This is a genomic window from Rhodococcus sp. BH5 (genome assembly GCF_027583855.1).
GTDB lineage: Bacteria > Actinomycetota > Actinomycetes > Mycobacteriales > Mycobacteriaceae > Rhodococcus_F > Rhodococcus_F qingshengii.
Genome location: NZ_JAJHVW010000005.1, coordinates 163,518 through 176,932, shown reverse-complemented (window position 1 = coordinate 176,932; position 13,415 = coordinate 163,518). Strand labels below are relative to the sequence as shown.

The window sequence follows — 13,415 nt, the reverse complement described above, 5'->3', positions numbered from 1 at the left end:
TCAGGGAATCAAACCCTGCCGGGCGGTATCGGCACCGGTGAGCGCCAGTAGCAACATCGTGGTCAGTGCCTCGTCGTCCAGTCCGGCGGCAGGGAACGTGTAACGCAGGATGACGTCCGCCAGACTGCCGTGGCCGAACACCGCGATGGAGCCGAATTGGATGGTGCGATTCCGCTCGGCCACCTTGCGATGCAGTGCCGCGCTCACCGGTCGGTCCCATGCGAGAACGCACGTCATGGACAGCACGTCCAGACCCTCGGACAGATTCATCGCCTGGATGGAACACAGCGCGCCGGAGTATTGGAAACCCAGTGATCCGTCGGCGGCAACATCAACCGTCACGAAATGCGCCAGCGAGGCGGCCGCGCGTTCTTGTAGGCGGGCTGCTTCGTCGGTGGTGTCGGTCATGTTCTCCCCTGTCATTTGACGCCACCGAATCTACGGTCGCGTGAGGCGTACTCGACGCAGGCGGCCCAAAGGTCGCGGCGGTCGAAATCGGGAAACAGCTTCTCCTGGTACACCATTTCGGCGTAGGCGGATTGCCAGATCAAGAAATTGGACGTCCGCTGTTCCCCCGACGGACGCAGGAAGAGATCGACGTCCGGCATGTCGGGTTCGTCGAGGTACTTGGCAACCGTCGCCTCGGTGATCTTGTCCGGATTGATCTCACCGGCCGCGACACGCTTCGCGATTTCCTTTACCGCATCGGCAATTTCGGCCCGGCCGCCGTAGTTCACACACATGGTCAAGTTCATGACGGTGTTGTTCTTGGTCAGCTCTTCGGCGATCTCGAGTTCCTTGATCACGCTGGCCCACAGGCGTGGCTTACGACCGGCCCAGCGAACACGCACACCCATTTCGTTCATCTCGTCGCGTCGACGGCGGATGACATCACGGTTGAAGCCCATCAGGAATCGAACCTCGTCGGGACTGCGCTTCCAGTTCTCGGTGGAGAAGGCGTAAGCGGAGAGCCACTCGACACCCATCTCGATGCACCCGCAGACGGTGTCCATCAGGACAGCTTCGCCGCGTTCGTGCCCGGCGGTTCGGGGCAGACCGCGCTCCTGCGCCCATCGTCCGTTGCCGTCCATCACCAAAGCGACGTGGCGCGGGATCAGTTCGGTCTGCAGGATCGGCGGGGTCGCCCCGGACGGATGTGGGTCCGGTGGTCGGATCACCCGGTCAGCAGCAGAATCAAGCGGAGTTCGCGGTTCGCGTCGTCGAATCACGTGTTCCATCCTGCCTCACGGGCAAGTCGACCTCGACGGCTGCATGCGGCCTCGAACGCTCGATCAGCGGCAACGTCCGCAATTGGCGCTCGAGATGCCACTGCAGGTGTGCCGCGACCAGTCCGCTGGCTTGCGTCCGCAGCGTCGCGGGCGCCGAATCGGTACCCTCCCACTCCCCTCGGAGCAGGGCTTCCATCAAGTCGAGCACTCCGGGCGACGGCGTCGCAGCACCCGCCGGGCGGCAATAGGTACACACGGCTCCGCCTGCGGCGACATGAAAGGCCCGGTGCGGTCCAGGAGCACTGCAGCGGGCGCACTCTTCGAGGGCAGGCGCCCAACCCGCATAGCCCATGGCTCTCAACAAGAACGCGTCGAGCACGAACTCGACCGGTCGTGCCTGCTCGGCGATCGCACGCAGTGCTCCCACCGTCAATCGCTGAAGCTGCGGGGCCGGCGCGCGTTCCTCGCCGGCCAACCGCTCGGCAGTTTCGAGTACGGCGCAGGCCGTGGTGTACCGGCTGTAGTCGTCGACGATGTCGGTGGCGAATGCGTCGACCGTCTGCACCTGAGTGATGATGTCGAGATTCTTGCCCGGAAGTAGTTGCACGTCGATGTGAGCAAACGGTTCGAGTCTGGCACCGAATTTGGAGGTGGTTCGGCGGACACCTTTGGCCACGGCACGTACCAACCCGAACTGACGGGTGAGCAACGTGACGATGTGGTCGGCTTCGCCCAGTTTGTGCAGGCGCAGCACCACCGCCGTGTCTCGATACAACCTCACTCGACCAGTGTCCCACGTTGTACCGACGACCGATCCCGATGCCGCGCCCGATGACAAGTCGGAAACACGGCAGGTCCGTCCGGATAGACTGGCGCGATGCCGAGCGACGCAATTGTGCAACCTGTCACTGCAGAGTTGACCGGTCGCGAAGCGCGGTGGGAGCGACACAACTCCGAGCGTCAGAAACGGATACTCACCTCGGCGGTCGAACTGATCGAAGAGCGTGCGGCAGGTGCCGAGGTGTCCGTCCAGCAGATCGCCGATCGTGCCGGCCTCGCCAAGTCGGTGGTGTACCGCCAATTCAGCGGCCGAGACGACCTCGATCGACGAGTGCGAGCGTTTGTGCTCGGCCAATTTGCGGCGGCCCTGGATGCTTCGATGAGCATTTCGGTAGGCACTCTCGACCAGATCCTGACCCGAACCATCAGCGCCGTCGCCGAGTGGATCACCGAGCATCCGCGGATTCACGAGTTCATGGGTACCGGCCCCACCGACTACGACGACGAGAGCATCGACGCGATCAGCAGTCTGAAGGCCACAATCGCCGACTCCGCCCGCACCACTATCACCGAAGTCGGTCGATCCGTGGGGATCGACTCCTCACCCTTCGATTCACTACCGTTCGCAGTGGTGACAATGGTCGAGGGCACGCTCACCCACTGGGTCCGAAGCACCGATCCGAAACCGAGCCGCGAAGAGATCGTCGCCGACCTCGCGAAATACACCTGGTACATGTTCGACGGCGTTGCCCGCTCGAGCGGACTACAGATCGATCCCCATGTCGAATTGTCCACGCTCATAGCCGAGCTGGTGTCCTCCGACGGAGGAACTTCGCGGCCGGACTAGATCCGGGTCTTGTCGGAACGCTTCGGCTCGCCGCGGTAGCGGGCGTAGTCGCCGTCGATGCGCAGCTTTCGCCACGCACGCTTCGACACCGGATTCATCAATCCGAGTTCGTCTGCCAGGGCTCGCATTTCGCCGAAGTAGTTACCCAGGATGCGGCGTGAATGCGGGCTCCCCCAGAAGGCGCTCTTCATCACCTCGTCCGGGATTCCGAATTCTTCGGCGAATTCCTTTGGCGGTGACATGATTTCACCCGCAAGCCAACGCATCGCGCCGGGGAAGGCGACCGATGTGATGGCTCGACTCGTACGACTGAGTCTGGGGACGTGATTGCGCAGGAACTCGTGAGCAAACGAGATGTGTCTCGCTTCTTCGGCGATGTGGATCTCCATGGTGCGGAGCATCGCCGGCGGCGTGTCCTTACCCTCACGGATGAGATCCTTCTGGAAGTGGTCGATCGGTTCTTCACCAGCCAGAATGCCGATGAAGAAGATGACCGGGAACTTTGCTCCCAGCACTCCGATGATCGGCGACAGTCGCCGGAACATCGGACGCATACCCGGCACGTCGATGTCCATGCGATTGACGAGTTCCTGGAACATCTTGATGTGATTGCACTCTTCGGTCATCTCGTGCAGGCAGTACCGGAACTCAGGCGACTGGTTGGGTAGCGCCATGATGTATTGCAGCATTCCCCGGATCAAGATGCTCTCGAAGGCCGAACCCACCTTGGTCACGTTCGCCTGACGCCACATTCCCATGGCGATTCGACGCTCCAACGACTGATCCTGGTACCACTGCGTCGCCCCGAGGGGGTCCGACACGGACGAGAGCACCCATCTCGGATCATGCGGATCGATCGCGAACTCTGGTGAATCCCAGTCGATGTCGAGATAGGGATCGAAACTGCGGGCAACTGAGCCCTCGGACAAAGTCTGCAGTACCTGGTGGTACGGCTTTTCCACTTCGATCGACGCTGACCGAGCCATCGGTGTCTCCTCACGGCCAGTCCGTCGATTGCAGTCGACGGACTTGAATGAGGTCAAACATAATGGGACACCGCGTCCCACGCAACCCCCTCGGGGGGCCTATTTCAGGCCCGACGCAGCGGGATGATCTCGCGAACCTTCTCGTCCCGGAGATACAGTCCCGCCCACATGACGATTCCGGTGTAGACGGCAAACAGGGTCGTGCTCAGCAGAGGCTGTTCAGCTCGAAGGTTGGTCAACACCGCTCCCCCCAGGTAACCGGTGAGCAGAATCGCGCCGAGTATCGACGTTCGCGGAATCACGTACAGCGCAAGGCAGATCAGTTGCACCACCCCAGCCGTCAATGCCAGCGAGTCCGGCAACCCAAGTTCAGCCGACGCATCCTTGACTGTCTGAAGGTTGAGAATGTGGATGATGCCGTCGAAGAGCATGAAAACGACGAACAGCCCACTCAGGACGTATCCGAGCTTGCGAGCCGTGGCCGAAGGTGTCGTCGTCGTGGCGTTACCGGAAACAGTGTGGACGGGCTGGGTGGTCATCGGAATCTCCTGGGGCGAAGGCGAGCGTCCGGTTGCCACTTCGCTTGCAATTACGACTCCCGCGCGATCGAAAACTCATCGCGCCGGCCGTTACAACGCACCCGGCGTTCAGGACGATTCACCTCACGTGGTCTGATGGACGGTGACACGGGGTGCCGAAAAAGTCGGCTGAGATCAGACCCGATGAACCTGACCAGTTAGCACTGGCGGAGGGATGTCGACGTGACCGAACAGCAATTTCAGCGCGCATTGAACCTCGACGAGCAGATCGTTCTGATCACCGGTGGCGCCCGCGGGCTAGGCGCCGCACTGAGCCGAGCATTCTCCCGCTCGGGCGCCCGCGTAATCGTGAACTACAACAAGAGCCGCGATGCCGCCGAGGCCCTGGTCGCCGAACTGGGTGAGGATCGCACCTTCGCAGTCCAGGCGGACGTGACGGACCGCAGTTCCGTCGACCAGTTGTTCTCCGCTGCACGCGAGAGATTCGACGCACCGATCTCGACCGTGGTCGACAATGCACTGGTCGACTTCTCGTTCAACGGCGATGCACGGCCGAACGCGGACACGATCACCTGGGCCGACTTCGACTCTCAACTACGCGGAGCTGTTGCCGGAACACTCAATACCACCCAGGCAGCGCTACCAGGCATGCGCGAACTCGGCTTCGGCCGAATCATCACTGTCGGAACCAATCTGGTCCAGAATCCGGTAGTTCCGTACCACGACTACACCGCTGCCAAGGCCGCACTGTTGGCACTGACACGGACGCTGTCCGCCGACCTCGGTCCGGACGGGATCACAGTCAACATGGTCTCGGGCGGCTTGCTCCGCACCACCGATGCGAGCGCCGCAACACCGGAAGCCGTGTTCGACATGATCGCGGCAAGCACTCCCCTGCGCCGAGTCACCACGCCGGACGAATTTGCCGACGCTGCACTCTTTTTCGCCTCCCCATGGTCGCGGGCCGTGACCGGCCAGAACCTGGTTGTCGACGGCGGACTCGTCAAGAACTGATGGGCGCACAGCTGCGGATAGGTGCGTTCCTGCTCGGTTGCGGACATCACAGTGCGGCATGGCGTCATCGCGACTCACCGGTCGAAAGTCTCGGCGACATAACGTATTACGAGTCGCTCGCCCAGATCGCCGAACGCGGCAAGCTGGACGCCGTCTTCTTCGCTGACGGTCACAGTGTTCGCGAACCCGAGTCGGGTGCGTCGTGGTTTCTCGAGCCGATCACCGCATTGACTGCCATGGCACGAGCGACAGCGGACATCGGCCTGGTGACCACCATTTCCACCACTTTCTACACGCCGTTTCACGCGGCGCGACTGTTGGCCTCGCTCGACCACATCAGCGGCGGACGGGCCGGCTGGAACGTCGTGACCTCGATGTTCGACCAGGAGGCGCGCAACCACGGACTCGAGGCGATGCCCGATCACGCATCCCGATACGAACGAGCCGACGAATTTGTCGAAGTGGCCCTCGCATTGTGGGATTCATGGTCGGAAGACGCGCTGATTCTCGACCGGTCGGGGCGTTTTGCCGACGCAAACAGGATTTCTCGAATCGATCACGACGGCAAACATTTTCGGGTGGACGGGCCGTTGACGGTTCCGCGCTCCCCGCAAGGCCGGCCGGTGTTGTTCCAGGCCGGGGCGTCCGAGCAGGGCCGCGATCTGGCGGCGCGTCGCGCCGAGGCAATCTATTCGGTTGCCTACGACTTACCCAGCGCACAGGCCTACTACGCGGACGTGAAATCGAGAATCGAGCGAGCCGGCCGGGATTCGAACTCTGTCGCCGTGATGCCGGGACTGGTCACCTACGTCGGCAGCACCGTCGCCGAGGCCAGGGCGAAGAAGGCCGAACTCGATCTCCTGCTGCCCACCGAACAGTCGATACGCCAACTCTCGTTGTTCACCGGACAGGATTGCGAGAACTGGGATCTCGACGGGCCCGTGCCCCCGTTGCCTCCACTCGAAGCGTTCACCGGGCCGCAGGGACGCTACGCCACTATTTTGCGGATCGTCAAGAAGGACGCACCGACTGTGCGGGAGCTCCTCGGGACGCTCGCTGCGGGTGGTGGTCACGCAACGATGATCGGAACACCGGAGTCGATTGCCGACGAGATGGGATCCTGGTTGAACGGCCGCGGTGCCGACGGTTTCAATCTGATGCCGCCGACCTATCCGCAGGGTCTGGAAGATTTTGTCGATCACGTGATTCCGGTGCTGCAGGCGCGTGGGTTGTTCCGTCGCGAATACGAGGGAGCGACTCTGCGAGAAAACCTCACCTAGTCCGGCAGTAGCGGCACCGACAGGTCCGGATCGCGTCCCAGGAGCACTCCCCTCGTGAGGGCCGCGGAGCCGAACTTCTTCCGGACACTGTCCATTGCCGAGTCGAGGGCGGCAGTGTCCGGACCCGCGAATCCTGGACCGTCGAAGGGCAATTCGAGTTGTTCGGCGCCGTCCCTATCCAGGTTGGAGACAGCGACACCGATCAACGTGATGCCCTTGTCCGCGATCATCGGTATCGCTTCGTCCAGCAGCACCATCGAGGCGTTCAGCAATTCCGCTGTGTCGGCGGTGGACCGGCGCAGCGTGTGAGATCGAGTTGCCCGCGTGAAATCCGCGAAGCGGAGCCGGAGCGTGACCGTGCGCCCCGTCCGCTGCGCCGAACGCATGCGTCGACTGACACGGTCGACAAGAGACATCAACGACGCATCGAGTTCTGCGCGGGGATGGGATCCGCGACCCAGCGCATGCTGAGCACCCATCGAACTGCGGCCACGATAGGCGCGGACGGGGCGCGGATCTCGATTGTGTGAGAGTGCGTAGAGATGGCGACCGGCGCCGCCCCCGAGAATCGAGACGATCGAGGATTCGTCGTGCCGAGCGATGTCACCCACCGTCACGATGTCGAAGTTTCGCAGCTTCTGGGCCGTGATCTTGCCGACGCCCCACAGCTTCTCGACCGGCAAGGGATGCAGGAACTCGGTCTCGCCCTCCGGCGGCACTCGCAGCAATCCGTCGGGTTTCGCGAATGCACTGGCGACCTTGGCCAGGAACTTGGTGCGTGCGATTCCGACCGTGATCGGTAGTCCGACCTGCTCGGCCACATCGCGTCTGAGGTTGGCTCCGATCTGCAGCGGGTTTCCCACGATCTTGGCGAGCCCGCCGACCTCGAGAAAGGCCTCGTCTATGGAGATTCCTTCGACCAGCGGCGACGTGTCGTGAAAGACGTCGAACACGTCTTTGCTCGCCTGCGAGTACGCCGACATTCGCGGAGGGACGACTATCGCCTGAGGACACAGTGATCGGGCTTGACCACCGCTCATGGCTGTGCGAACCCCGAACTCCTTGGCCTCGTAGCTTGCCGCCAAGACCACCCCACCACCGACGATGACCGGCCTGCCGGCCAGAGTCGGGTCGTCGCGTTGCTCGACTGATGCGTAGAACGAATCGAGGTCCGCATGCAGGATTGTTGCGTCACCTGTGGACCGACTATCGCCAGAATGATTACCGCCGGAACGAGCACCGCCAGGGTGATTACCTGGCGTTTCTTGATCCAGCGGTTCATGCGACACGAACATATGTTCCCATGCGCCACCGACACAATGAAAGACCGCAAATAGATTCCATGGAATTGATCACGAATCGGGCGTACGGTGAAAGAATGATTCCACGGAATGCATATCGGTTCGGAGTCTGCTCTTGACCAGATCAGCCCTGAGCAGGCACTTCGACAACCTCGTCCGCTTCGAAACCGAACTGTGGACGGCCGTCGACCAGCGACTCCGAATCGAGCACGACCTGCCACTGAGTCGATTCGAGCCGATGCAGATCATCGACAGGCTCGGCTCCTGTCGGGTCTTCGACATCGCCGAGGCCCTCGCGATCACCGTCGGTGGCACGAGCAAGCTGGTGGATCGAATCGAAGCGCCTGGACACTGCCGTCGAAAATCCAATCCCACCGACAAACGATCCTCACTCATCGAGTTGACTCCCGAGGGCAATGAGCTGTTGCGGCGGGCGAAGGCAACGTTCGACGACGAATTGGAGCGCCGTCTCGGTTCCGTGCTGACGCCCGACGCTCTCGATCGATTCGGCGCCACACTGGCCACGCTGCGTGAAGCCAATCGAAACCTGACACCGACCACGAAGGAAAAAGCATGACCGGCACAATGCGCGCAATCGTACTCGACGCCCCCGGCCCGCCAGAAGCATTGACTATCAAAGTGATTCCGATACCCGTGCCGATTGCGGGCTGGGTACTGGTCCGGGTGAAGGCTTTCGGCCTCAATCGATCCGAACTTCACACCCGCCTCGGCCTCGCCGAAGGCGTGACATTCCCGAGGGTGCTGGGCATCGAGGCCGTCGGCGAAGTGGTGAACTGCCCCGGCGGGGAGCTCACCGAAGGCCGGCAAGTCGCCGCCATGATGGGTGGGATGGGGAGGACGTTCGACGGCGGTTATGCCGAGTACACGTGCGTTCCCGTCAGTCAGGTCGTTCCCTTCTCGAGCGAACTGGACTGGTCGACAGTGGGAGCTGTTCCCGAGATGCTGCAGACGTCCTACGGCTCGCTGACGGTAGGACTGGACGCGAAATCCGGTCAATCCCTGTTGATCCGGGGAGGAACCTCCTCGGTCGGCATGGCAACCGCAGTCCTGGCGAAGCAGTGGGGGCTCACTGTCCTTGCGACCACCCGAGATGCGAACAAAGCGTCGTCGTTGACCGCGATCGGGGTTGACCACGTTATCGTCGACGACGGTGCTGTGGCCGGCCAGGTTCGAGACATCCTCCCGGGCGGTGTTGATCTGGCCCTCGAATTGGTCGGAACACCAACACTTCCCGACACGTTGCGCGCGACCCGCGTTCACGGCACCGTATGTTTCACGGGAATGCTGTCCAACGAGTGGACAGTCAAAGACTTTTATCCGATCGACTACATTCCACGCGGAGTGCGATTGACCTCGTACGGTGGGGACGCGTCCGACCTGCCTGCCGGCGTACTGCAAGACTTCCTCTCCGCTGTGGCATCAGGCGAGGCGGTGGTACCGATCGACGAGGTGTTCGCGTTCGAGGACATCGCGCGAGCACATGCCAAGATGGAAGCCGGTACGGCACGTGGCAAATTGGTAGTTGTGCTCTGACCTGGCTTCTCACACCACGAATCGATAACCCATTCCTGCCTCGGTGATCAGATGCTTGGGGTTCGCCGGGTCATCCTCGAGCTTCCGACGAAGTTGAGCCAGGTAGACACGCAGATAGTGGGTCTCGGTGTCGTACGCCGGTCCCCACACTTCCCGAAGCAACTCCTTCTGCCCGACCAGCTTTCCGCGGTTGCGCACAAGCATCTCGAGCATGCCCCACTCGGTCGGAGTCAGGTGCACCTGTTCACCGCGCCGACTCACTGTTTTCGCAGCCAAGTCCACCGTGAAGGACGCGGTCTCGACCGACGGTTCCGAAGTGTCCGCCGCGGAGGTTCCCCGCCTCGCCGCAGCGCGCACGCGGGCCAGAAACTCGTCCATCCCGAAGGGCTTGGTGACGTAGTCGTCCGCACCGGCGTCGAGAGCCTCGACCTTGTCCGCGGAATCCGTGCGCGCCGACAGCACGATGACCGGCGCCGTGCACCAGCCACGCAGGCCGGCAAGCACTTCGGTGCCGTCCATGTCGGGCAGTCCGAGATCGAGTACCACGACGTCCGGTGGACGCTCGGCAGCAGCCCGCAAGGCACCGGCGCCCGTCGACGCGGTCACCACCTCGTACCCGCGCACCGAAAGATTGATACGCAGAGCTCGCAGAATCTGCGGTTCGTCGTCCACTACCAGGATTCGACTCATGATCCATTCCCATTCGTACCGGCCGCAGCCAACTCCACGATCATCGTCAATCCCCCACCAGGTGTGTCTGTGGCGCTGACCGTTCCGCCCATCGCATCGACAAACCCGCGCACCACGGAAAGTCCGAGGCCCACTCCGCCGGTGTTGTCGCGATCTCCCATCCGTTGGAACGGCTGGAACATCGTTTCGGCCTCACCTCGCGGAACACCTGGGCCCGTATCGGCAACACTGATCACCACACGATCACCGAGTTGCGCCGCCCCGACGCGCACCGGGGTTTCTCCCCCGTAGCGCAGAGCGTTGTCGACGATGTTCGCAATCACCCGCTCGAGCAGACCTTGATCTGCTTGCACTGCAACGGTACCCACGTCGACGACTACACTTCGAGCCCGCGAATCCGAGCGTCCACCGATGCCGAGGCCCAGCAACGCGCGGTGAACCACCTCGTCCAGATACACCGGCCGGAGCGTGGGTTTCACCACCCCGGCGGCAAGGCGGGACGAGTCGAGCAAGTTCCCGACCAGTGCCGTCAACTGATCCGCCGACTCCTCGATGGTTGCCAACAATTCAGCGGTGTCTTCGGGCGAGAACTCGATGTCGTCGCTGCGCAGACTGGACACCGCCGCCTTCACTCCGGCGAGAGGCGTTCGCAGGTCATGGCTTACCGCTGACAGCAGGGCTCGCCGCAGTTGATCAGCCTCGGTGAGCGCGGCAGCCTTGCTCGCCTCGACTGTCAGTTTCTCCTGGCGGATCATCCCAACTGCTTGGTGAGCGACCACCGTCAACACTCGTCGATCCCGCGCACTCAGGTCGGGCCCAGCCAACAACAGCGCGTATTCCCCGTCGTTGACCTCACAGACCGTATCCGCTTCGTCGTCCGTGGTCGGCGGCTGCGTACCCACGGCGGCGATGACTCCGTCGTCGTGATGAATGACGGAAACCCCTCGCTGGCGATAGATTTCGAGTGCCTTCGCCAGAAGTGTCGACAGATCCGCTCCGCGGAGAACTGATCCCGCGAACAGTGTGAGCAGTTCGGCTTCCTCGGATGCGCGCTTCGCCTCGCGGGCGCGCTTTGCTGCGGCGTCGACCAGAACTGCAACTGCCACAGCCACGATCAACAGCACGACAGTGGTGATGAAGTTGTCAGGTTCGGCGATGGTGAAGCTGTACCGCGGATCGGTGAAGAAGTAATTGAGCAGCAGTCCCGAGATCAGGGCCGACAATATCGCCGGGCCGACGCCGCCGAGGAGGGCAACCAGAACGACCACGACGAAGAACAGCGCGTTCTCGCCGTTGACCCCGGAGATTCGGTCGACGAGACCCATGATCGCGGCCGCGAGCGAAGGCACGACGATCGCCGCAATCCACGACAGGACCCGGCGCTCCGAGCGCCCCAGCACCGAAATGCGTCGTCGCGCCGTCGCTTCCTCGTGCGTGACCATGTGAACGTCGATACCACCGGACTGCTGAACCACCGCAGCGCCGATCCCCTCGTCGAGGATGCGAGCCAGGCGGGAACGCCGCGACGTTCCCAGCACCAACTGTGTGGCGTTCTCCTCACGCGCGAACTCGAGGAGCGTCGACGGTACGTCGTCACCGACAACAGTGTGAAGCGTGGCGCCGACTCCGACAGCCAACGCGCGCACCTTCCCCATCTCGGGGGCCGAGACACCGGTGAGTCCGTCACCGCGTACGACGTGGACCACCATCAGCTCGGCGCTCGACTTCGACGCGATTCGAGATGCGCGTCGTACCAGGGTTTCCGACTCCGGTCCCCCGGTCACGGCAACGACGACACGCTCGCGCGCCTCCCAGGTATCGGTGATCTTGTTCTCGGCCCGGTATTTCGCCAGTGCGGCGTCCACCTGATCGGCCACCCACAGCAGTGCCAGTTCGCGTAGCGCCGTGAGGTTTCCGCGTCTGAAGTAATTGCCCAAGGCCGCATCGACCCGTTCCGGTGAATACACGTTTCCGTGAGAAAGTCTGCGGCGCAGCGCCTCCGGGGTGATGTCGACCAGCTCGACCTGCGCCGCACTACGCACTACCGCGTCCGGAACCGTCTCCTGCTGAACCACGCCGGTGATGTGCGCGACAACGTCGTTGAGGCTTTCGAGGTGTTGCACGTTGACCGTGGACAGAACGTCGATCCCGGCTTCGAGCAGTTCCTGTACGTCCTGCCAGCGCTTGTGATTCTTGCTCCCTGGCGTGTTGGTATGTGCCAACTCGTCCACCAGGACAAGGGCCGGACGCCGAGCCAACACGGCCTCGACGTCCAGTTCCGGCATCCGTGTTCCGCGATAATCCACCAGCTTGGGCGGCACTGTTTCGAGGTCTCCGATCTGCGCCGCGGTGCGGGCGCGGCCGTGTGTCTCCACGACGGCCGCGACCACGTCACAGCCACGATCTCGACGCCGATGAGCCTCACCGAGCATCGCGAAGGTCTTTCCGACGCCAGGCGCAGCGCCGAGGTAGATACGCAATTCACCACGTTTGCGTGCCCTACCGAAAGATTGACCGACCTTCTCCGAAGAACTCACGTGACAATCATCCACCAGTCGTCGGTGCAGCACACGTAGGTGCCGTCAATCCGAGTGCCAGGTTCAATTCCAGGACGTTGACTCGCTCGGCTCCGAGAAATCCGAGTTGCCGACCGTCGGTGTGCTCGGCCACCAAGTCCCGCACCTGGTCTTCCGAGATGCCGTTGTTCGCCGCCACCCTCGCGACCTGCAGTTCGGCGTACGCCGGACTGATGTGGGGATCGATACCCGAGCCCGAACCGGTGACTGCGTCGACGGGAACCGATGCAGGGTCGACACCCTCACGTGCCGCGATGGCTGCCCGGCGCTCGATGACGAATCCGGCCAGAATCTCGCTGCTCGGCCCCTGGTTGGACGGCAGTGCCGCAGCGGGATCACCGGTGGCAAACGGATCCTCGTCCGAAACGGATCCGACAACACGATTGTGGAAGAACGGGTCCTGCTGCCCTTCGGCGACCTGCAGATCGACACCCACCCAGGCACTGCCGACCACGCAACCGGCGGCATCGGTGACCGGTGAGCCTTCGGCAGATCCGGAGCTGATCCGGCTGACACCCCACACCGCGGCGGGATAGACCACACCGAGAACGACGGTGAGCGCGAGCAATACGAGCAAACCCGCCCACACCTGTTTGGCAAAACCGATAGTGAAACGCAT

At 62.7% G+C, this 13,415-nt stretch carries 14 protein-coding genes and 1 riboswitch; of the genes, 5 read left to right on the top strand and 9 right to left on the bottom strand.

All coding sequences use genetic code 11. The features are described 5' to 3' along the window. The 3 genes from RhoBH5_RS14865 to recO are packed head-to-tail and all read right to left on the bottom strand — an operon-like array spanning position 1 to position 2,010. Positions 1-423, bottom strand: a complete 423-nt coding sequence (locus RhoBH5_RS14865; protein ID WP_019749000.1) for a YbjN domain-containing protein — start codon at positions 421-423, stop codon at positions 1-3. Next, positions 420-1,238: an isoprenyl transferase gene (locus RhoBH5_RS14860; protein WP_003944543.1), complete on the bottom strand. Its 819-nt coding sequence runs from the start codon at positions 1,236-1,238 to the stop codon at positions 420-422. The genes RhoBH5_RS14865 and RhoBH5_RS14860 overlap by 4 nt, the downstream gene beginning before the upstream one ends. After that, positions 1,195-2,010, bottom strand: a complete 816-nt coding sequence (gene recO / locus RhoBH5_RS14855) for a DNA repair protein RecO (RefSeq protein ID WP_029255636.1) — start codon at positions 2,008-2,010, stop codon at positions 1,195-1,197. The genes RhoBH5_RS14860 and recO overlap by 44 nt, the downstream gene beginning before the upstream one ends. Before the next feature lie 96 nt (positions 2,011-2,106). Between recO and RhoBH5_RS14850 the strand changes: the two genes are divergently transcribed. Continuing rightward, a complete protein-coding gene (locus RhoBH5_RS14850) occupies positions 2,107-2,856 on the top strand; it encodes a TetR/AcrR family transcriptional regulator (protein ID WP_003944575.1) in 750 nt (249 codons plus the stop codon). On the opposite strand, the gene RhoBH5_RS14845 is transcribed toward RhoBH5_RS14850, so the two are convergent. After that, on the bottom strand, positions 2,853-3,842 hold the full coding sequence (locus RhoBH5_RS14845; RefSeq protein ID WP_270008463.1) for an AurF N-oxygenase family protein: 990 nt from the start codon (positions 3,840-3,842) through the stop codon (positions 2,853-2,855). The two genes, RhoBH5_RS14850 and RhoBH5_RS14845, sit on opposite strands and share 4 nt — an antisense overlap. 104 nt (positions 3,843-3,946) lie before the next feature. Next, positions 3,947-4,381: a DoxX family protein gene (locus RhoBH5_RS14840; protein ID WP_054781580.1), complete on the bottom strand. Its 435-nt coding sequence runs from the start codon at positions 4,379-4,381 to the stop codon at positions 3,947-3,949. A gap of 138 nt (positions 4,382-4,519) precedes the next feature. After that, positions 4,520-4,613, top strand: a riboswitch (TPP riboswitch). A 17-nt stretch (positions 4,614-4,630) separates the two neighbouring features. Between RhoBH5_RS14840 and RhoBH5_RS14835 the strand changes: the two genes are divergently transcribed. Beyond that, positions 4,631-5,395, top strand: a complete 765-nt coding sequence (locus RhoBH5_RS14835) for a 3-oxoacyl-ACP reductase (protein WP_046379952.1) — start codon at positions 4,631-4,633, stop codon at positions 5,393-5,395. Continuing rightward, positions 5,395-6,675 carry an LLM class flavin-dependent oxidoreductase gene (locus RhoBH5_RS14830; RefSeq protein ID WP_064689225.1) on the top strand — a complete coding sequence of 427 codons (1,281 nt, stop codon included), beginning with the start codon at positions 5,395-5,397 and terminating at the stop codon, positions 6,673-6,675. Before RhoBH5_RS14835 ends, RhoBH5_RS14830 begins: the two co-directional genes overlap by 1 nt. Here the strand turns inward: RhoBH5_RS14830 and dinB are convergent. Beyond that, positions 6,672-7,970, bottom strand: coding sequence for a DNA polymerase IV (dinB, locus tag RhoBH5_RS14825; protein WP_270008462.1), 1,299 nt, complete (start codon positions 7,968-7,970; stop codon positions 6,672-6,674). The two genes, RhoBH5_RS14830 and dinB, sit on opposite strands and share 4 nt — an antisense overlap. Before the next feature lie 121 nt (positions 7,971-8,091). On the opposite strand from dinB, the gene RhoBH5_RS14820 reads away from it, so the two are divergent. Both RhoBH5_RS14820 and RhoBH5_RS14815 read left to right on the top strand, forming a co-directional pair. After that, positions 8,092-8,553, top strand: a complete 462-nt coding sequence (locus RhoBH5_RS14820) for a MarR family winged helix-turn-helix transcriptional regulator (RefSeq protein ID WP_064113202.1) — start codon at positions 8,092-8,094, stop codon at positions 8,551-8,553. Further along, complete coding sequence (locus RhoBH5_RS14815; protein ID WP_058227193.1) at positions 8,550-9,530, top strand: zinc-binding alcohol dehydrogenase family protein; 981 nt, start codon at positions 8,550-8,552, stop codon at positions 9,528-9,530. The genes RhoBH5_RS14820 and RhoBH5_RS14815 overlap by 4 nt, the downstream gene beginning before the upstream one ends. Positions 9,531-9,539: 9 nt before the next feature. On the opposite strand, the gene RhoBH5_RS14810 is transcribed toward RhoBH5_RS14815, so the two are convergent. Genes RhoBH5_RS14810 through RhoBH5_RS14800 form a run of 3 tightly spaced genes read right to left on the bottom strand, consistent with a single transcriptional unit; the run spans position 9,540 to position 13,415 of the window. Then, complete coding sequence (locus RhoBH5_RS14810; protein ID WP_003944545.1) at positions 9,540-10,220, bottom strand: response regulator; 681 nt, start codon at positions 10,218-10,220, stop codon at positions 9,540-9,542. Further along, positions 10,217-12,757, bottom strand: a complete 2,541-nt coding sequence (locus RhoBH5_RS14805; RefSeq protein ID WP_003944466.1) for a sensor histidine kinase — start codon at positions 12,755-12,757, stop codon at positions 10,217-10,219. Before RhoBH5_RS14805 ends, RhoBH5_RS14810 begins: the two co-directional genes overlap by 4 nt. Before the next feature lie 7 nt (positions 12,758-12,764). Beyond that, positions 12,765-13,415 carry a potassium-transporting ATPase subunit C gene (locus RhoBH5_RS14800; protein ID WP_064113198.1) on the bottom strand — a complete coding sequence of 217 codons (651 nt, stop codon included), beginning with the start codon at positions 13,413-13,415 and terminating at the stop codon, positions 12,765-12,767.

Excerpts from the sequence above, each read along its gene's own strand:
- RhoBH5_RS14865 (WP_019749000.1), bottom strand. The coding sequence starts at position 423 with ATGACAGGGGAGAACATGACCGACACCACCGACGAAGCAGCCCGCCTA.
- RhoBH5_RS14860 (WP_003944543.1), bottom strand. The coding sequence starts at position 1,238 with ATGGAACACGTGATTCGACGACGCGAACCGCGAACTCCGCTTGATTCT.
- RhoBH5_RS14850 (WP_003944575.1), top strand. The coding sequence starts at position 2,107 with ATGCCGAGCGACGCAATTGTGCAACCTGTCACTGCAGAGTTGACCGGT.
- RhoBH5_RS14845 (WP_270008463.1), bottom strand. The coding sequence starts at position 3,842 with ATGGCTCGGTCAGCGTCGATCGAAGTGGAAAAGCCGTACCACCAGGTA.
- RhoBH5_RS14840 (WP_054781580.1), bottom strand. The coding sequence starts at position 4,381 with ATGACCACCCAGCCCGTCCACACTGTTTCCGGTAACGCCACGACGACG.
- RhoBH5_RS14830 (WP_064689225.1), top strand. The coding sequence starts at position 5,395 with ATGGGCGCACAGCTGCGGATAGGTGCGTTCCTGCTCGGTTGCGGACAT.
- dinB (WP_270008462.1), bottom strand. The coding sequence starts at position 7,970 with ATGTTCGTGTCGCATGAACCGCTGGATCAAGAAACGCCAGGTAATCAC.
- RhoBH5_RS14815 (WP_058227193.1), top strand. The coding sequence starts at position 8,550 with ATGACCGGCACAATGCGCGCAATCGTACTCGACGCCCCCGGCCCGCCA.
- RhoBH5_RS14810 (WP_003944545.1), bottom strand. The coding sequence starts at position 10,220 with ATGAGTCGAATCCTGGTAGTGGACGACGAACCGCAGATTCTGCGAGCT.
- RhoBH5_RS14800 (WP_064113198.1), bottom strand. The coding sequence starts at position 13,415 with ATGCGTTTCACTATCGGTTTTGCCAAACAGGTGTGGGCGGGTTTGCTC.